Consider the following 16,962-nt stretch of genomic DNA (forward strand, 5'->3'; position numbering starts at 1 on the left):
GCAGGTAGGGCGGGTGAAACCCGCCATTGCAGGCTGGCGGGTTGGTGAATCACACCTGCCCTACGCCACTGCGACGATCTCCTCGATCAGCCACTGCAGCGCGGCGTCGCGCTGACGTTGCGCCAGGCTGACGATCTCCAGGTGGAAGGGGCCCAAGGCGAAGGGCAGGTCGAACAGTTCAAGCGGCAGCAGGGTGGCGAAATGCCGGGCCAGGGCAGTGGGCAGTACCGCCGCCAGCTCGCTGCCGGCGACGATGTGCGCCGCCTGCAGGTAGTTCGGCGTGGTGTAGAAGATCTGCCGCGACAGGCCCTGTTCGCCCAGCCACTGATCGACCATGCCGCGGGTCTGCCCGCCGTGCACCCAGAGGTGGCGCAGGCGCAGGAAGGTCTCCAGATCCAGGCTGCCCCGACGCAGCAGCGGATGCTCGCGGCGTACCGCCAGCTTGAGCGTCTCGCTCATCCAGTCACGGCGGGCAAAACGCGCCGGCATCTCGTCGAAGCGGCCCAGCACCAGGTCCAGCTCGCCCTTGTCCAGCGCCTCCATCGGCAGGCTGGGGCTGAGGTGGCGAATATCGATGCCGATGCCCGGTGCCTTGTGGCTGAGGCGGTCGAGCAGGCGCGGCATGCACACCAGCTCGACGTAATCGGTGACGGCGATGCGAAAGCGCTGGCGGCTTTCGCCCGGCTCGAAGGCCTCGCCGGCGCTCAGGCTCTGCTCCAGCTGGCGCAGCGCGCTGCGAATCGGCGCCTCCAGCGCCAGCGCCCGCGGGGTGGGCTGCATGCGCCGGCCCACGCGCACCAGCAGCGGGTCGCCGAGCAGTTCGCGCAGACGGCCCAGGGCATTGCTGACCGCCGGCTGGCTCAGCGCCAGGTGCTCGGCGGCGCGCGAGACGTTCTGCTCGCGCAGCAGGGCGTCTAGCACGCGCAGCAGGTTGAGGTCGAAGTTGGTGAAATTCATCTACTGAATACGTCGTATCACAAGACTAAATTTCAAAAATAGTAGCGGCTTGCTTATCGTGACCCAAGCTTCTGGGCGCCTTTAAAAACGTAGGCGAGGCAGTCAGCGCAATACCGATGGCGGCCCCGCAAAAACAGGCGAAGAAGCGCAGTTTACGTGCTGTAAATGAGCATTCTGAGCCTGTTTTTAACGCAGCGATGACAACGCAGGTAGTTTTTAGAGGTGCCCTGTCCGTGCGTAATCGAGAGGAAAAACAATGACTAAAGTCGTCTCGCCGCTTCGCTGTGCCGCCGTGATTGGCGCCGGCACCATGGGCCGCGGCATCGTCATCAGCCTGGCCAATGCCGGCCTGCAGGTGCTGTGGCTGGACAACAATCCGCAGATGGTCGAGCAGGGCCTGGCAATGGCCGAGGAAACCTGGGAGCACAACGTCGCCAAGGGTCGCATCGATGAGGCCGAAGCCGCGGCGCGACGCGCCAGAATCCATGCGGTGCAAAGCTATGCGGCCCTGGCCGACGCGGATTTGGTGATCGAGGCGGTGTACGAGAATCTCGAGCTCAAACAAAACATCTTCCGTGAGCTGGACGCGGTGCTGAAGCCCGGCGCCATCCTCGCCAGCAACACATCGGCGCTGGATGTCGACGCTATCGCTGCAGTCACCACGCGGCCAGAATCGGTGCTGGGCCTGCACTTCTTCAGCCCGGCGCACATCATGAAACTGCTGGAGATCGTCCGCGGCGGCAAGACCGCGCCGGCCGTGTTGCAGGCCGCACAGGAGCTGGGCGAGCGCATGGGCAAGGTGGCGGTGGTGGCCGGCAACTGCCACGGCTTTATCGGCAACCGCATGCTGCACACCTACGTGCGCGAGGCACGCATGCTGTTGCTCGAAGGCGCCTGGCCGCACCAGGTGGACGCGGCGCTGCAGGGCTTCGGCTTCGCCATGGGGCCGTTTCGCATGTACGACGTGGTCGGCATCGACCTGGAATGGCGCGCCCGCGAGCTGGCCGGCCAGGGGCAGGATGATCCGGCGGTACAGGTGGACAACCGCCTGTGCGAGCTGGGCCGCTTCGGCCAGAAGAGCGGTAAGGGCTACTACCTCTATGCGCCCGGCAGTCGCCAGGCCGAGCATGACCCGGTCGTCGACGGCTTGGTGCAGATGCAGTCGGAGCGCCTCGGCTTCACCCGCCGCGATATCGGCACCGAGGAGATTCTCGAGCGTTGCCTGCTGGCGCTGGTCAACGAGGGGGCGAAGATTCTCGAGGAAAACATCGCCGCCAACAGCCGCGACATCGATCTGGTCTATCTCAACGGCTACGGCTTTCCCGCCGAGCGCGGCGGCCCAATGGCCTGGGCCGATGGCGAGGGCGTCGCGGCGATTCATCGGCGCCTGCTGCAACTGACCGAGCGTTTCGGCGCGCACTGGCAGCCGGCGGCGCTGATCGAGCGCCTGGCTGCCGAGAACAAACATTTCAGCGACGTACAGGAGGGTCGGGTATGAGCTATCAGGCGCCATTGCGCGATATGCGCTTCGTGCTGCATGAGTTGTTCGACGCTGCCGGCCACTGCGAGCGCCTGGGTAACGGCCTGGACCGTGAGCTCATCGACGGCGTTTTGGAAGAGGCGGCGGCTTTCGCCGCGGGCGAGGTCGCCCCGCTCAATCGCAACAGCGACGAAGAGGGCTGCCGCCTGGAGAATGGTCAGGTCAGCACGCCCAAGGGCTTTGCCGAGGCCTACCGGCAATACGTGGACAACGGCTGGGCGAGCATGACCGGGCCGGTGGAGTACGGCGGCCAGGGCTTCCCGCAGCTGGTGGCCTTCGCCTTCCACGAAATGCTGATGGGCGCCTCGCTGTCCTTCCGCGTCTACTCCGGGCTGACCGAAGGCGCCGTACTGGCGCTCCACAAGCACGGCAGCGAAACGCTCAAGCAGCAGTATCTGAGCAAGCTGGTCAGCGGCCAGTGGACTGGCACCATGTGCCTGACCGAGCCGCAGGCCGGCACCGACCTGGCCCTGCTGCGCACCCGCGCCGAACCGCAGGCCGATGGCAGCTACAAGGTCAGCGGCAGCAAGATCTTTATCAGCGGCGGCGAGCAGGATCTGTCGGAAAACATCGTCCATCTGGTGCTGGCGCGCCTGCCGGATGCGCCGGCTGGCGTGAAGGGCATTTCGCTGCTGCTGGTGCCGAAGTTCATCGCCGCTGCCGATGGCACGCCGGGTGAGCGCAACAGCCTGTCGTGCGGGGCCATCGAGCACAAGATGGGCATCAAGGGGGCCTCCACCTGCGTGATGAACTTCGACGGCGCCACCGGTTGGCTGGTGGGCGAGGCCAACCAGGGCCTGGCCTGCATGTTCACCATGATGAACGACGCGCGCTTTCAGGTCGGCCTGCAGGGCCTCGGCATTGGCGAGGCGGCCTTCCAGGGTGCGCTGCGTTATGCCCGCGAGCGCCTGCAGTCGCGTGGCCTGGCGGGTGTGCAGGCGCCTGACAAGGCGGCCGATCCGATCATCGTTCACCCCGATGTGCGGCGCATGCTGCTGACGCAGAAGACCCTGGTCGAGGGCAGCCGCATGCTCGCCGCCTACACTGCGCGCCAGCTGGATCTGGAGCACGGCGCCGAGTCGGCCGAGGCGCGCAAGGCGGCCGGCAAGCGCGCGGCGCTGCTGATTCCCATCGTCAAGGCGTTCTTCACCGACATGGGCCAGGAAGTGGCCAGTCATGGCGTGCAGGTCTATGGTGGGCACGGTTTCATCCGCGAATGGAGCATGGAGCAACTGATGCGCGACAGCCGCATCACCCAGCTGTACGAGGGCACCAACGGTATCCAGGCGCTGGACTACATTCGTCGCAAGCTGCTGGGTGACGGCGGCGCCGAATTGAGCGCGCTGCAGGCAGAGTTCAGCGCGCTGTGCGATGCCCAGACCACGCGCCCGGCGCTGAAGGAAATGGCGACCGTCGTGCAGGCGCGTCTTGGCGAATGGCGTGAGCTGAGCACGCAAGTGATCGCCGCCTGCCAGCGCGACCCGCAGGAGATCGGTGCCACTTCGGTGGACTTCCTCCAGTACTCGGCCTACGTGCTGCTCGCCGGTTTCTGGCTGCAGGCCGCGGCGCGGGCGCAGGATGCGCTGGAGGCAGGGAGCGGCGAGGCCGCGTTCTACCAGGCCAAGCTGCACAGCGCCGAGTTCTATCTGCGCCGCGTGCTGCCGCGCGCCAGCGCGCACCGCGAAGTCCTGCTGGGCGGCGCGGATTGTTTGATGGCCATGGATGAGGGCAGTTTCGCCTTTTAGAACCCTCTCCCCCAGCCCCTCTCCCGCAAGCGGGATAGGGGAGTAATAACGCCTTATTCAGGCCTACCACGGACAGCTCCCTCTCCCATTTATGGGAGAGGGCTGGGGAGAGGGATCGTAGCCCGGATGTAATCCGGGGAAATTTGCATGACCGGTCCCGGATTGCATCCGGGCTACAACAAGAGGAGCACCCCATGCATCCCTTCAGCTTCGCCACCACCGCGCAGATGCTCTGCGAATCCGGCGCCAGCCTGCGTCTGGCCGAACTGTGCCGCGAGCGCGGCGCACAGCGCGTGCTGATCGTCACCGATCCCGGCATCACCCGCCTGGGCCTGCTGGAACCCCTGCTGCCGGGCTTCGCCCGCGCCGGTATGGGCGTGCAGGTGTTCGACCAGGTGCTGGCCGATCCGCCCGAGGCCGTGGTGCTGGCCGCCGTGGCTCAGGCCCGCCAGCTGCAGGCGGAGCTGGTGGTCGGTTTCGGCGGCGGCAGCTCGATGGATGTGGCCAAGCTGGTGGCCTTGCTGGCACATCCCGACTGCGGCCAGGCGCTGAGCGAGATCTACGGCGTGGGCAATGCCCGCGGCCGGCGCCTGCCGCTGATCCAGGTGCCGACCACCGCCGGCACTGGCTCCGAGGTGACGCCAATTGCCATCGTTACCACCGGCGAGACCACCAAGATGGGCGTGGTTTCGCCGCTGCTGCTGCCGGATCTGGCCCTGCTCGATGCTGACCTGACCCTCGGCCTACCGCCTGCGGTCACCGCCGCCACCGGCATCGACGCCATGGTGCATGCCATCGAGGCCTATACCAGCGCGCTGAAGAAGAACCCGCTTTCCGATCTGCTGGCGCGCGAAGCGCTGCGCCTGCTGGCGGCCAACCTCGACGAGGTGGTGCGCAACGGCGGCAACCGCGAGGCGCGCCAGGCCATGCTGCTCGGCGCCTGCCTGGCCGGGCAGGCCTTCGCCAACGCGCCGGTGGCAGCGGTACATGCGCTGGCCTACCCCCTGGGCGGGCATTTCCATATTCCCCACGGGCTGTCCAATGCTCTGGTGCTGCCGCAGGTGCTGGCATTCAATGCGCCGGTGGCTGCGCCGTTGTATGCCGAGCTGGCGCCGCTGGTATTGGGCGAGCAGTTGCGGGCCGGCAATGCCGCAGCGCAGACCGAGCAACTGATCGAGGCGCTGGCAGCGTTCAGTCAGCGCAGCGGCCTGCCGACGCGCCTACGCGATGCCGGAGTGAGCGAGGCCATGTTGCCCACGCTGGCGGCGGACGCCATGCTGCAGCAGCGCCTGCTGGTGAACAATCCGCGCGAGATGAACGAGCAGCAGGCGCTGGCCATCTATCAGGCTGCCTATTGATTCAGGTCGCGGCTAAAGCCCCTCCCACAAGAGCGCCGCAGTCTGTGGGAGGGGCTTTAGCCGCGATACCAACCCAAGGATCATCATGAGCCAACCCCAACACCTGCGTGGCGACTATCGCCACTTCCAGCCGATCACCACGCGCTGGCACGACAACGACATCTACGGTCACGTCAACAACGTGACCTACTACAGCTACTTCGACAGTGCGGTGAATGCCTACCTGATCGCCGAGGGCGGGCTGGATATTCATGGCGGCGAAGTGGTCGGCTTCGTGGTCAGCTCCAGCTGCGACTACTTCGCCTCCATCGCTTTCCCTGACGCCATCGAGGTCGGTCTGCGCGTCGGCAAGCTGGGTAACAGTTCGGTGCAGTACGAGCTGGCGATCTTCAGGGCCGGTGAGGAGCAGGCCTGCGCCGCCGGGCGTTTCGTCCATGTGTTCGTCGATCGGGCGAGTAATCGTCCGGTGAGCATCCCCGAGCCGCTGCGCTCGGCGCTGGAGCGTCTGCTGGCCGCCTGAGGCGTGCTAGGCTGTGGCGATTCATGCCGCCAGGGAGTGCCCATGTCCGATCTGCAACGCGAGCAGGCGCAACGCCGTGCCGAGCGCATCGCTGCGTTCCGCGCCGAGCTGGCCGAGCTGCACCGCGAGCAGGTGTTGCAGCTGAGCACCGAGCAGGAGCAGGGCCTGACTGCCTATCACGAGCAGTTGCTGGCGCATTACCGACAGACTCTGGATATCGACGCCGATGCCCGCGCGCGCCAGCTGTCGCTGGGCATGCGCCTGGCCTCACTGGTCGGTGCGCTGGCCCTGGCAGCCGGGTTGTTCTTCCTCTTCTACCAGTTCTGGGGCCTGTTCGATGCCGGCGTGCAGGTCGCTGTGCTGCTCGGCAGCTCACTGGGCAGCCTGCTGCTGTGCTTCTGGCTGCAGGCGCGCGACGCTTCCGGTTACTACGCCAAGCTGGCGGCGGTGCTGGCATTCGTCTGCTTCGTGCTCAATCTGTCGATGCTCGGGCAGATCTTCAATATCACGCCCTCGGACAAGGCGCTGTTGCCCTGGGGTGCGCTGGCGCTACTGCTGGCCTATCAATGCCGCCAGCGCCTGCTGCTGGTCATCGCGTTGCTGTGCTTCGGCCTGTTCCTCGCTGCGCGGTTGAACGACTGGACGGGCCTGTACTGGTGGTCGCTGGATGACCGCCCGGAGAACTTCCTGCCGGCCGCGCTGCTGTTCGTGCTGCCACAGTTCATCGATCAGACGCGACGGATCGGGTTCGCCGCCTGCTATCGGGTGGTCGGCTTGCTGTACCTGTTCGGGCCGGTGCTGATCCTCAGCTACTGGGGCCAGGGCAGCTACCTCGATTGGCCGCCGCGCTGGGTGGAGGCCTTCTACCAGACGCTGGGCTTCGTCCTGGCGGGGCTGGTGATCTGGCTGGGCGTACGCCGCGGCTGGGCCGAGGTGGTCAATACCGGGTTGGGCTTCGCCCTGGTGCTGCTGTTCAGCAAGCTGTTCGACTGGTGGTGGGAGCTGCTGCCACGCTACCTGTTCTTCCTCCTGCTCGGGCTGATCGCGCTGTTGTTGCTGGTCATGCTGCAGCGCTGGCGTCGTGGAGGTGCAGCATGAACCGCCCACTTTGGCTCGGTGTCGGGCTGATCCTGGCGAGCAATGCCGTGGCCCTGGCGGGCGTCTGGTACAACCGCAGCGGTGAGCCGCAGGCACAGCTGCAATTGAGCGAGCGGGAGATCCAGCTGCCCTACGACAGCTGGCTGCGCGGCGAAGAGAACAGCGGCCTGCGTCTGCAACTGGCCTGGCGACAGGCGGATGCCGACTGGTCCTGGCTGGACGAGGCCAAGCTACGGGAACTGGGTTTTGCGCCGAACGACCTGGGCCGCAGCGCGGAGCGGCCGCTGTGGCTGGTGCTGGAACTGGATGGGCCGAGCTATCGAAAGCAGGTCGAGCGGGCCAAGGCCGCACTGGCCAGTGCGCAGGCGGTGCTGGCCTTACGACCGCAAGACGAGAGCTTGCGCCAACAGCGCGATCAGCGCCGGCTCGAGCTGCGGCACGAGCAGCAGCAAGCCACGCGTCTGTTGCTGGTGGATGCCGGCCTCGATGCCGAGGCTCTGCGCCAGGCCTGGCCGGATCGTCAGCGCCAGGTCATCCTGGCGGGTCGCCTGACCCCCTATCGCTATGGCGACATGCCCAACTACAGTGCCAGCGTAGTGCTAGAGAGTGATCGCATCAGCGTGCCCAGGCGCTACCGCGAGGCCTTCGCTCAATGGCGGCTGCGCGCCTATGACGAAAAAAGGCCCAAGGTGCAGGTCGAAGTTGCCTTCGGCCGGCGCCATGAGCCCTGGTTGATCGGCGTCGGTCAGTGACGGCGCCAGTGTTTCTTGTGCTTCTTGCCGTGGTAGTGACGATGCTTGTCGCGGCGGGCATCGTCGTAGCTGGCATTGCCCATGTGGTTGCCCAGCGCGCCACCGGCGCCGCCACCGACTGCGGCGCCAACCACGCCACCGGTATTGCCGCCCACCTGCTGACCGATCACGTTGCCGCCTGCCGCGCCCAGCGCGCCGCCGATGGCCGCCTCGGTACGGCTGCGACGATCCGCGCCGACCATACTGCCGGCCGCGCCGCCGAGGCCGGCACCCACTGCCGCGCCGGTATTGCCGCCGACCTGTTGGCCGACCATGGCGCCCACTGCGCCGCCCAGAGCACCGCCAAGGCCGGCTTCGGTATTGCCCGCCAGGGCGACGCCGCCACTGGTCAGACCCAGAGAGAGGAGGAGCAACTGCAGAGATTTCATGGACACCTCGATCACGGGAGCCGCTTTGCGGCGGATTTGCTCCATTGACCCAAACGGCTCGCCCGTGGTTCCCGACCTCCCGTCGGCAGCCTGCCGACAAGCGGAACGGGTTCACAGTGTCGCTCAACTGCTTACAGCGGGCTCTCGCGGCCCCACTGTTCCAGCGCCTGGGTCAGCGGCAGCACCTCGCCGGGGCGGCTCAGGGCGTAGCCGGGCAACTGGCCGATACGCGCCTGGAACTCCGGGTTCTGCAGTACCCGCAGCAGCGCGGCCATGGCCGGCAGCTCGAGGCTGTCCTCGCGGCACAGCAGGCAATAGTGCTCGCGCGCCATGGGAATGAAGTCTAGGCCGAACTGGCGCGCCGCCGCTTCGACACCGAAGCCGACATCGGCCATGCCGCTGGCCACAAAGGCCGCCACTGCCGCATGGGTGAATTCCTCGTTGTGGAAACCCTTGATGGTCGCGCTGTCCAGGCCACCTTGCTGCAGCAGGTCCTGCAGCAGCAGGCGCGTGCCCGAACCCGGCTCGCGATTGACGAAGCGCAGCTCGCCGCGTGCCAGGTCTGCCAGGCCGCGCACGCCATGCGGGTTGCCGGGAGCGAGCATCAGCCCCTGGGTGCGCACGACGAAGGTGATCACCCGCTGGTCGGGGCGCAGCCAGGGCTGGATGCGGCTCATGCTCAGCGTACCGAGCGGCCCGGCCGGCACGTGCAGGCCGGCCACCTCGCAGTCGTGGCGGTGCAGGGCGATGATCGCCTCGCTGCCGCTGCGAAACTGCACCTCCCACTGCCAGCTGGCGTCGCGTTCCAGCCATTCGCGCAGTGCCGCCACGGCGAAACCGTGGCTGGCGTGGATGCGCAAGCCGGGATTGCTAGCCTGCAGCACGCGGTTGAGCTCCAGCTCCAGCTCGCCGGCCAGGTTGTCCAGCTGCGGCGACAGCCTGGCGCGAATGCGCTGGTCGGCCCACAGCAGCCTTTCCCCCAGTGGCGCCAGGCGTGCGCCCTTGCCGCGCTCCAGCTCGATCAGTGGGCTGCCGAAGAACGCCTGCCACTTGCCCAGGAGGTTCCAGGCATGGCGGTAGGAGTAGCCGACGCGGGCGGCGGCCTCGGTCAGCTTGCCGGTGTCATGCACGGCCTGCAGCAGCTCCAGACCCTGCGGATCGAGGCTGTTGCCATCGCGCTGGTGAAAGCGCAAACGCGGTTGAATATCGATACGGATCATATGCTCAAGGATTCATATTTGTTCGGCCGATTACCCATGATAATTTGCGTCGCATGGGCGCTTTATGACCCAGTATAAGAACTTTACTTCATATGTGGCGAGCCCAATGGCTGCGCCTGGGATAAGCCGACCAGCAGCCGTGACTGGCCGGATTATCTCCTGACAGTACCGGTATAGCCGCCGGCTGGAGCATCGAACATGGCCCTTCTTCCCCAGCGCTTCGCCCCCGAGCAGTGCGAGGCCGTCGCCCGTGAGGTGCTGGCCGCCCACCGCGGTCAGCCCGGCGCCCTGCTGCCCATCCTCCACGACATCCAGGACCGCCTCGGCGCTGTACCGCCCGAGCTGTTGCCGCTGATCGCCGAGGACCTCTGCCTGTCGCGCGCCGAGGTGCACGGGGTGGTCAGCTTCTACCACGACTTCCGCGCCACGCCGCCCGGCCGCCAGGTGCTCAAGCTGTGTCAGGCCGAGGCCTGCCAGTCGATGGGGGTCAAGGCGCTGACCGCCGAACTCGAGGAGAAGCTCGGTCTGCCCCTGGGCGAGACCCGCGAGGACGGCAGCCTGAGCTTCGAGCCGGTGTACTGCCTGGGCAACTGTGCCTGTGCGCCGAGCGTGATGCTCAATGGCGAACTGCACGGTCGTGTCGACGCCGAGGAAGTGCTGGCGCTGCTGGCCGAACAGGAGGCCCAGGCATGAGCGAACCGATCAAGATCTTCGTCCCGCGCGATGCCACCGCGCTCAGCCTGGGCGCCGACAAGGTAGCCCAGGCCATCGCCGCCGAGGCCGCGGCACGCAATATCGAGGTGCAACTGGTGCGCAACGGCTCGCGCGGGCTGTTCTGGCTCGAACCGCTGGTCGAGGTCGCCACCGAAGCCGGTCGCGTCGCCTATGGCCCGGTCAAGGCACGCGACGTTGCCGGCCTGTTCGACGCCGGTTTCCTCGAGGGCAAGCAGCACGCGCTGGGTCATGGCCTGACCGATGAAATCGACTACCTCAAGCGCCAGGAGCGCCTGACCTTCGCCCGCGTCGGCATCACCGACCCGCTGTCGCTGGAGGACTACATCGCCCACGACGGCTACCGCGGCCTCAAGCGCGCCCTCGGCATGACGCCCGAAGCGATAGTCGCCGAGGTCACCGAGTCCGGCCTGCGCGGCCGTGGTGGTGCGGCATTCCCCACCGGCATCAAGTGGCGCACCGTGCTCGGCTGCCAGGCCGAACAGAAGTACATCGTCTGCAACGCCGACGAAGGCGACTCGGGCACCTTCTCCGACCGCATGGTGATGGAAGACGACCCCTATGTGCTGATCGAGGGCATGACCATCGCCGGCCTCGCGGTGGGAGCTACGCGCGGCTACATCTACCTGCGTTCTGAATACCCGCACGCCGAGGCGGTGCTGCTCGAAACCATCGCCCGCGCCACGGCCGCCGGCTACCTGGGCGATGATGTGCTCGGCAGCGGCAAGGCCTTCCATCTGGAGCTGCGCCGCGGCGCTGGCGCCTATATCTGCGGCGAGGAAACCGCGCTGCTGGAAAGCATCGAGGGCAAGCGCGGCACCGTGCGGCCGAAGCCGCCGCTGCCGGCCATCGAGGGCCTGTTCGGCAAACCGACGGTGATCAACAACGTGATCTCGCTGGCTTCGGTGCCGATCATCCTCGACAAGGGCGGCGCCTACTACAAGGACTACGGCATGGGCCGCTCGCTCGGCACCCTGCCGATCCAGCTGACCGGCAACATCGCCTGCGGCGGCCTGATCGAGAAAGCGTTCGGCATCACCCTGCGCGAGCTGCTGTATGAATACGGCGGCGGTTCGGCCAGTGGCCGGCCGATCCGCGCGGTGCAGGTCGGCGGCCCGCTCGGCGCCTACCTGCCCGAGTCGCAGTTCGACACCCCGCTGGACTACGAGGCCTTCGCCGCTCTCGGCGCGGTGCTCGGCCACGGCGGCATCGTGGTGTTCGACGACACCGTCGACATGGCCGACATGGCGCGCTACGCCATGGAGTTCTGCGCGGTGGAATCCTGCGGCAAGTGCACGCCCTGCCGGATCGGCTCGACCCGCGGCGAGGAGCTGCTGTCGCAGATCATCGTGGCCCGTTCCGAAGGTCCGCAGCCGGGTCGCATCGAGCTGCTCAAGAGCCTCTGCGACACCATGCTCGGCGCCTCGCTCTGCGCCCTCGGCGGCATGACACCCTATCCGGTGCTGAGCGCCATCAACCACTTTCCCGAGGACTTCGGCGTGTCGCAAGACAGCGCCGAAGCCCGCTGATCCGGAGGCGTCCCCATGGCCCTGTATCGTGAACTCGACTATGGCACCCCTGCTCGCAGCGGTGCCCCGGTAACCCTGGAAATCGACGGCAACGCCATCACCGTGCCGGCCGGCACCTCGCTGATGCGCGCCGCCCAGGAGGCCGGCATCGCCGTGCCCAAGCTGTGCGCCAGCGACAGCCTGGAGCCGTTCGGCTCGTGCCGCCTGTGCATGGTGGAAATCGAAGGCCGCCGCGGCTTCCCCGCCTCCTGCACCACCCCGGTGGAGCCGGGCATGGTGGTGCGCACGCAGAGCCCGAAACTGGCCGAACTGCGTCGCGGCACCATGGAGCTGTACATCTCCGACCACCCGCTGGACTGCCTGACCTGCTCGGCCAACGGCAACTGCGAGCTGCAGGACATGGCCGGTGTGGTCGGCCTGCGCGAAGTGCGCTACGACCCGGTGAAGACCCACCTGGCCGAGGCCAAGGACGAGTCCAACCCCTATTTCAGCTACGACCCGTCCAAGTGCATCGTCTGCAACCGCTGCGTGCGCGCCTGCGAGGAAGTGCAGGGCACCTTCGCCCTGACCATCGACGGCCGCGGCTTCGATTCGCGCGTGGCCGCCGGCCAGGCCGAGGATTTCCTCGACTCCGAGTGCGTGTCCTGCGGTGCCTGCGTCAACGCCTGCCCGACTGCCACACTGATGGAAAAGTCGGTGATCGAGCTGGGCCAGGCCGAGCGCAGCGTCACCACCACCTGCGCCTACTGCGGCGTCGGCTGCTCGTTCAACGCCGAGGTCAAGGGCAACACCGTGGTGCGCATGGTGCCGAACAAGAACGGCCACGCCAACCACGGCCACGCCTGCGTCAAGGGCCGCTTCGCCTGGGGCTACGCGACCCACCCGGACCGCATCAAGACCCCGATGATCCGCGACAGCATCCACGAGCCGTGGCGCTCGGTGAGCTGGGACGAGGCCATCGGCTACGCCGCCCGGCGCTTCAAGGAAATCCAGGCGCAATACGGTCGCAATGCGGTAGGCGGGCTGACCTCCTCGCGCTGCACCAACGAGGAAACCTACCTGGTGCAGAAGCTGGTGCGCGCCGCCTTCGGCAACAACAACGTCGATACCTGCGCCCGCGTCTGCCACTCGCCGACCGGCTACGGCCTGAAGGTGACCCTCGGCGAGTCCGCCGGTACCCAGGATTTCGACTCGGTGCTGTCCGCCGACGTGGTACTGGTGATCGGTGCCAACCCCACCGACGGCCACCCGGTGTTCGGCTCGCAGCTCAAGCGCCGCCTGCGCGAGGGCGCCAAGCTGATCGTCGCCGACCCGCGCGGCATCGACCTGGTGCGCAGCCCGCACATCCGCGCCGAGCATCACCTGCAGCTGCGTCCGGGCAGTAACGTCGCCCTGCTCAACAGCCTGGGCCATGTGATCGCCACCGAGGGCCTGATCAACGAGGCCTTCGTTGCCGAGCGCTGCGAGGCCGAAGCCTTCGAGCAATGGCGCACCTTCGTCAGCGAACAGCGTAACAGCCCCGAAGCCATGGAGGCCTTGACCGGCGTGCCGGCCGCTTCGGTGCGCGCTGCCGCGCGCCTGTACGCTACCGGAGGCAACGCGGCGATCTACTACGGTCTGGGCGTCACCGAGCACAGCCAGGGCTCGTCCACCGTGATGGCGATCGCCAACCTGGCCATGGCCACCGGCAATATCGGCCGTCCGGGTGTCGGCGTGAACCCGCTGCGCGGACAGAACAACGTGCAGGGCTCCTGCGACATGGGCTCCTTCCCCCACGAGCTGCCGGGCTACCGCCACGTTTCCGATCCGGTGGCACGGCCGCAGTTCGAGGCCGCCTGGGGCGTGAAGCTGCTCGACGAGCCGGGCCTGCGCATCCCCAACATGCTGGCCGCGGCGCATGCCGGCACCTTCAAGGGCATGTACATCCAGGGCGAGGACCCGGCGCAGTCCGACCCCGACACCCGGCACGTCACCGATGCGCTCAAGGCCATGGAGTGCGTGGTGATCCAGGACCTGTTCCTCAACGAAACCGCCAAGTACGCCCACGTGTTCCTGCCCGGCGCCTCCTTCCTGGAGAAGAACGGCACCTTCACCAATGCCGAGCGGCGCATCTCGCCGGTGCGCAAGGTGATGCCGGCGCTGGCCGGCAAGGAAGACTGGGAAGTGACCGTGGCGTTGTCCAACGCCCTCGGCTACCCGATGAACTACAAGCATCCGTCCGAGATCATGGACGAGATCGCCGCGCTGACGCCGACCTTCAGCGGTGTCAGCTACGCCAAGCTCGACCGCCTGGGCAGCATCCAGTGGCCGTGCAACGACGAGGCGCCGGAAGGCACGCCGATCATGCACGAGGACGCCTTCGTGCGTGGCAAGGGGCGCTTCGTGGTCACCGAGTTCATCCCGACCGAGGAGCGCACCTCGCGCAAGCGGCCGCTGGTGCTGACCACCGGGCGTATCCTTTCGCAGTACAATGTCGGCGCGCAGACCCGGCGTACCGCCAACAAGGCCTGGCACGCCGAGGACATCCTCGAGCTGCACCCGGTGGACGCTGAGGATCGCGGTATCAAGGATGGCGACTGGGTCGGCATCAACAGCCGTGCCGGCGAGACGGTGATGCGCGCCAAGGTCACCGAGCGCATGCAGCCGGGTGTGGTGTACACCACCTTCCACCACCCGGAATCCGGCGCCAACGTGATCACCACCGACAACTCCGACTGGGCCACCAACTGCCCGGAGTACAAGGTCACCGCGGTGCAGGTGCGCAAGGTCGAAGTCCCGTCGCAGTGGCAGCAGGAGTTCGACACCTTCACCCGCGAGCAGGTCAGTCTGCTGCCGGTGGTGCAGCTATGATGCCGCTGGCACCGGTAACGGCAGCGGCCCGTAGGGTGCGCCGTGCGCACCACTGCCACGCCGGCCTATTCTTTGCGGCTTCCCGGTTATTCAGCGGAGCACGTCCATGGGTATGAACGCCACCCAACTGATCAAGATGGCCAACCAGATCGGCGCCTTCTTCGCTTCCCAGCCTGACCCCGCCCAGGCGCGCACTGAATACGCCCAGCATCTCAAGCGCCAATGGGACCCGCAGATGCGCACGGCGCTTTACGCCCACCTGGACGCCAGCGACGGCGAGGGTCTGAGCGAGTTCGCGCTGCAGGTGCTGCGCGATTTGCGCGGGCAGATCGAGCCACGGGCTGCTAGTGTCTGAACGCTCCATGAACTGCACGTGGCCTTTGGGTGTCTCGTGAGGTGCTAGGGGCTGGTGCGCACGGCGCACCCTACGACCGCGAGGAATCCGCATCCATGTCACGCCGTACCGCCGACCCGCTTACCGATGATCGCGCCGCCGCTCCGGCGCCGGACGGTTACGCCTATGTCGAGCTGGACGAGACGGCGCTCCATGGTCACGCCGTGCTGGCCGAGGAATGCGCCCTGGCCATCGCCTACAACGGCATCAGCCATGCGGTGATGATGGTTTCGCCCAGCGCGCTGGAGGATTTCGTCGTCGGCTTCAGCCTGACGTCTGTAGTCGTGGCGGCGGCCGAGGACATCTACGACATCCAGCTCAAGCGCGCCGGCGAGGCGTTCAGCGCCGAGGTGCAGATCGCCAGCCGCGCTTTCTGGGCGCTCAAGCAGCAGCGGCGCAATCTGGCCGGCACCAGTGGCTGCGGCCTGTGCGGCGTCGAGGCGCTGGAGCAGGCGCTGCCGCAACTCGATACCCTGAGCCTCAACCCGCTGCCGCCGGCCGCGCACCTGGCCGACCTGCGTACGCGCATCAGCCAGGTGCAGAAGCTGGCGCGTCAGAGCGGCGCGCTGCATGCGGCATTGTTCGTCGATGAGTCTGGCGAGATCGTCCTGTGCCGCGAAGACATTGGCCGGCACAACGCGCTGGACAAGCTGATCGGCGCGCTAAACCGTGAAAGCCGCGACGCCCGCCGCGGCTTTGCCGTGGTCACCAGTCGCTGCAGCCTGGAGCTGATCCACAAGGCGGTACGCGCCGGCTTCGCCAGCCTGGTCAGCCTGTCGGCGCCGACCGATCTGTGCGTGCGCTGGGCACGCCGGCACCGTCTCAACCTCATCCACCTGCCGCACCACAGTCCACCGCGGGTCTATAGCCCGGCCCCGGATTACGCCTAGGCTAATCCAGGCTACGAGTTTCTCCACCCCGGCAGGTAAAGCAGACGAACGGCCATGGCCGCGCAACGTTGTCTGCCAAGCTCGTAGGGTGCGCCGCGCGCACCAGGCACCTAGAGCCGCCAGTGGTGCGCACGGCGCACCCTACAGGGTTGTCGCATCACAGTGCGCCACGGATCTACAACCCCTCGATCAGCGCCCGGTAATCCTCCACCGCGTCGAATTCCTCGGTGTCCTTGGGCTCGGCCTGGCTGTCCGGCTGGTGCACGGCGAGCAGATGGGCGATGCCGAAGCGACCGGCGCTACGAAGAATCGGCAGGCTGTCGTCAATGAACAGACTGCGCGCCGGATCGAAGTCCACGTCCTGACGCAGGGCAAACCAGAACTGCTGGTTCTCCTTGGGAAAGCCGTAGTCGTGGGAGCTGATCAGGCGTTCGAACCAGGGCGCCAGCTCGACGCGCTCCAGCTTCAGCGACAGCGAATCGCGGTGCGCATTGGTGATCAGCACCACGCGTTTGCCGGCCTCGCGCAGGGCGCGCAGGAACAGCTCGGCATCCGCACGCAGGGCGATCAGATGGGCCACCTCGCGCTTGAGATCGCGGATCGAGAGCTTGAGCTCGCGGCTCCAGAAGTCCGTGCAGTACCAGTTCAGCGTACCGGCATGTTGGCGAAACAGCGGCAACAGCTCGGCCTCGGCCAGCGCCAGGCTGGTGCCATGGTGCTCGGCATAGCGCTGCGGCAGGTGCTTGAGCCAGAAGTGGTTGTCGAAATGCAGGTCGAGCAGGGTGCCGTCCATGTCCAGCAGGACGGTGTCGATCTGGTGCCAGGGGAGTGAAGGCATGGGCGCGCCCAGTGATGAGAGTCGTGAATCTGCCGGCCCGCGTCGCGATCATGCAATCTGCGCCGGGGATAATCGCAAAAGCCGGGGTATGATAACCCGCCAGGTCACGCC

Annotated in this window: 15 protein-coding genes; 11 read left to right on the forward strand and 4 right to left on the reverse strand. The window is 66.9% G+C overall.

The genetic code is table 11. From position 1 onward, the window contains the following. Positions 1 to 60: 60 nt before the first annotated feature. The gene (locus BLS61_RS09070; RefSeq protein WP_090430035.1) at positions 61 to 957 is read right to left on the reverse strand and encodes a LysR family transcriptional regulator; all 897 of its coding nucleotides are present in this window, start codon (positions 955 to 957) and stop codon (positions 61 to 63) included. A 256-nt stretch (positions 958 to 1,213) separates the two neighbouring features. On the opposite strand from BLS61_RS09070, the gene BLS61_RS09075 reads away from it, so the two are divergent. From BLS61_RS09075 to BLS61_RS09100, 6 genes are all read left to right on the forward strand, one after another. Further along, on the forward strand, positions 1,214 to 2,455 hold the full coding sequence (locus tag BLS61_RS09075) for a 3-hydroxyacyl-CoA dehydrogenase (RefSeq protein ID WP_090430036.1): 1,242 nt from the start codon (positions 1,214 to 1,216) through the stop codon (positions 2,453 to 2,455). After that, the gene (locus BLS61_RS09080) at positions 2,452 to 4,242 is read left to right on the forward strand and encodes an acyl-CoA dehydrogenase C-terminal domain-containing protein (RefSeq protein WP_090430039.1); all 1,791 of its coding nucleotides are present in this window, start codon (positions 2,452 to 2,454) and stop codon (positions 4,240 to 4,242) included. Before BLS61_RS09075 ends, BLS61_RS09080 begins: the two co-directional genes overlap by 4 nt. Positions 4,243 to 4,436: 194 nt before the next feature. Then, entirely contained in the window at positions 4,437 to 5,600 is a 1,164-nt protein-coding gene (locus BLS61_RS09085; protein ID WP_090430041.1) for an iron-containing alcohol dehydrogenase, read from the forward strand. Positions 5,601 to 5,685: 85 nt separating this feature from the next. Then, entirely contained in the window at positions 5,686 to 6,120 is a 435-nt protein-coding gene (locus BLS61_RS09090; protein WP_090430043.1) for an acyl-CoA thioesterase, read from the forward strand. 42 nt (positions 6,121 to 6,162) lie between these two features. Continuing rightward, positions 6,163 to 7,218 carry a DUF2157 domain-containing protein gene (locus tag BLS61_RS09095; protein ID WP_090430045.1) on the forward strand — a complete coding sequence of 352 codons (1,056 nt, stop codon included), beginning with the start codon at positions 6,163 to 6,165 and terminating at the stop codon, positions 7,216 to 7,218. Further along, positions 7,215 to 7,970: a DUF4824 family protein gene (locus BLS61_RS09100; RefSeq protein ID WP_090430047.1), complete on the forward strand. Its 756-nt coding sequence runs from the start codon at positions 7,215 to 7,217 to the stop codon at positions 7,968 to 7,970. Before BLS61_RS09095 ends, BLS61_RS09100 begins: the two co-directional genes overlap by 4 nt. On the opposite strand, the gene BLS61_RS09105 is transcribed toward BLS61_RS09100, so the two are convergent. Both BLS61_RS09105 and BLS61_RS09110 read right to left on the reverse strand, forming a co-directional pair. After that, positions 7,964 to 8,398 carry a hypothetical protein gene (locus BLS61_RS09105; RefSeq protein WP_090430405.1) on the reverse strand — a complete coding sequence of 145 codons (435 nt, stop codon included), beginning with the start codon at positions 8,396 to 8,398 and terminating at the stop codon, positions 7,964 to 7,966. The two genes, BLS61_RS09100 and BLS61_RS09105, sit on opposite strands and share 7 nt — an antisense overlap. A gap of 131 nt (positions 8,399 to 8,529) precedes the next feature. Next, the gene (locus tag BLS61_RS09110) at positions 8,530 to 9,618 is read right to left on the reverse strand and encodes a substrate-binding domain-containing protein (RefSeq protein ID WP_090430049.1); all 1,089 of its coding nucleotides are present in this window, start codon (positions 9,616 to 9,618) and stop codon (positions 8,530 to 8,532) included. A 198-nt stretch (positions 9,619 to 9,816) separates the two neighbouring features. On the opposite strand from BLS61_RS09110, the gene BLS61_RS09115 reads away from it, so the two are divergent. The 5 genes from BLS61_RS09115 (at position 9,817) to fdhD (ending at position 16,013) form a co-directional block, all read left to right on the forward strand. Beyond that, entirely contained in the window at positions 9,817 to 10,311 is a 495-nt protein-coding gene (locus BLS61_RS09115) for a formate dehydrogenase subunit gamma (protein WP_090430051.1), read from the forward strand. Then, on the forward strand, positions 10,308 to 11,879 hold the full coding sequence (locus BLS61_RS09120) for a formate dehydrogenase beta subunit (RefSeq protein WP_090430053.1): 1,572 nt from the start codon (positions 10,308 to 10,310) through the stop codon (positions 11,877 to 11,879). The genes BLS61_RS09115 and BLS61_RS09120 overlap by 4 nt, the downstream gene beginning before the upstream one ends. 15 nt (positions 11,880 to 11,894) lie before the next feature. Then, a complete protein-coding gene (gene fdhF, locus BLS61_RS09125; RefSeq protein ID WP_090430055.1) occupies positions 11,895 to 14,729 on the forward strand; it encodes a formate dehydrogenase subunit alpha in 2,835 nt (944 codons plus the stop codon). A gap of 106 nt (positions 14,730 to 14,835) precedes the next feature. Further along, positions 14,836 to 15,084: a formate dehydrogenase subunit delta gene (locus BLS61_RS09130; protein WP_090430056.1), complete on the forward strand. Its 249-nt coding sequence runs from the start codon at positions 14,836 to 14,838 to the stop codon at positions 15,082 to 15,084. A 95-nt stretch (positions 15,085 to 15,179) separates the two neighbouring features. Then, on the forward strand, positions 15,180 to 16,013 hold the full coding sequence (gene fdhD / locus BLS61_RS09135; protein WP_090430058.1) for a formate dehydrogenase accessory sulfurtransferase FdhD: 834 nt from the start codon (positions 15,180 to 15,182) through the stop codon (positions 16,011 to 16,013). Between the two features lie 175 nt (positions 16,014 to 16,188). Here the strand turns inward: fdhD and yrfG are convergent, their stop codons facing one another. Next, positions 16,189 to 16,851, reverse strand: coding sequence for a GMP/IMP nucleotidase (yrfG, locus tag BLS61_RS09140; RefSeq protein WP_090430060.1), 663 nt, complete (start codon positions 16,849 to 16,851; stop codon positions 16,189 to 16,191). Positions 16,852 to 16,962 lie beyond the last annotated feature (111 nt).

Source organism: Ectopseudomonas guguanensis (assembly GCF_900104265.1).
GTDB classification, from domain to species: domain Bacteria; phylum Pseudomonadota; class Gammaproteobacteria; order Pseudomonadales; family Pseudomonadaceae; genus Aquipseudomonas; species Aquipseudomonas guguanensis.

Excerpts from the sequence above, each read along its gene's own strand:
- BLS61_RS09070 (WP_090430035.1), bottom strand. The coding sequence starts at position 957 with ATGAATTTCACCAACTTCGACCTCAACCTGCTGCGCGTGCTAGACGCC.
- BLS61_RS09075 (WP_090430036.1), top strand. The coding sequence starts at position 1,214 with ATGACTAAAGTCGTCTCGCCGCTTCGCTGTGCCGCCGTGATTGGCGCC.
- BLS61_RS09080 (WP_090430039.1), top strand. The coding sequence starts at position 2,452 with ATGAGCTATCAGGCGCCATTGCGCGATATGCGCTTCGTGCTGCATGAG.
- BLS61_RS09085 (WP_090430041.1), top strand. The coding sequence starts at position 4,437 with ATGCATCCCTTCAGCTTCGCCACCACCGCGCAGATGCTCTGCGAATCC.
- BLS61_RS09090 (WP_090430043.1), top strand. The coding sequence starts at position 5,686 with ATGAGCCAACCCCAACACCTGCGTGGCGACTATCGCCACTTCCAGCCG.
- BLS61_RS09095 (WP_090430045.1), top strand. The coding sequence starts at position 6,163 with ATGTCCGATCTGCAACGCGAGCAGGCGCAACGCCGTGCCGAGCGCATC.
- BLS61_RS09100 (WP_090430047.1), top strand. The coding sequence starts at position 7,215 with ATGAACCGCCCACTTTGGCTCGGTGTCGGGCTGATCCTGGCGAGCAAT.
- BLS61_RS09105 (WP_090430405.1), bottom strand. The coding sequence starts at position 8,398 with ATGAAATCTCTGCAGTTGCTCCTCCTCTCTCTGGGTCTGACCAGTGGC.
- BLS61_RS09110 (WP_090430049.1), bottom strand. The coding sequence starts at position 9,618 with ATGATCCGTATCGATATTCAACCGCGTTTGCGCTTTCACCAGCGCGAT.
- BLS61_RS09115 (WP_090430051.1), top strand. The coding sequence starts at position 9,817 with ATGGCCCTTCTTCCCCAGCGCTTCGCCCCCGAGCAGTGCGAGGCCGTC.
- BLS61_RS09120 (WP_090430053.1), top strand. The coding sequence starts at position 10,308 with ATGAGCGAACCGATCAAGATCTTCGTCCCGCGCGATGCCACCGCGCTC.
- fdhF (WP_090430055.1), top strand. The coding sequence starts at position 11,895 with ATGGCCCTGTATCGTGAACTCGACTATGGCACCCCTGCTCGCAGCGGT.
- BLS61_RS09130 (WP_090430056.1), top strand. The coding sequence starts at position 14,836 with ATGGGTATGAACGCCACCCAACTGATCAAGATGGCCAACCAGATCGGC.
- fdhD (WP_090430058.1), top strand. The coding sequence starts at position 15,180 with ATGTCACGCCGTACCGCCGACCCGCTTACCGATGATCGCGCCGCCGCT.
- yrfG (WP_090430060.1), bottom strand. The coding sequence starts at position 16,851 with ATGCCTTCACTCCCCTGGCACCAGATCGACACCGTCCTGCTGGACATG.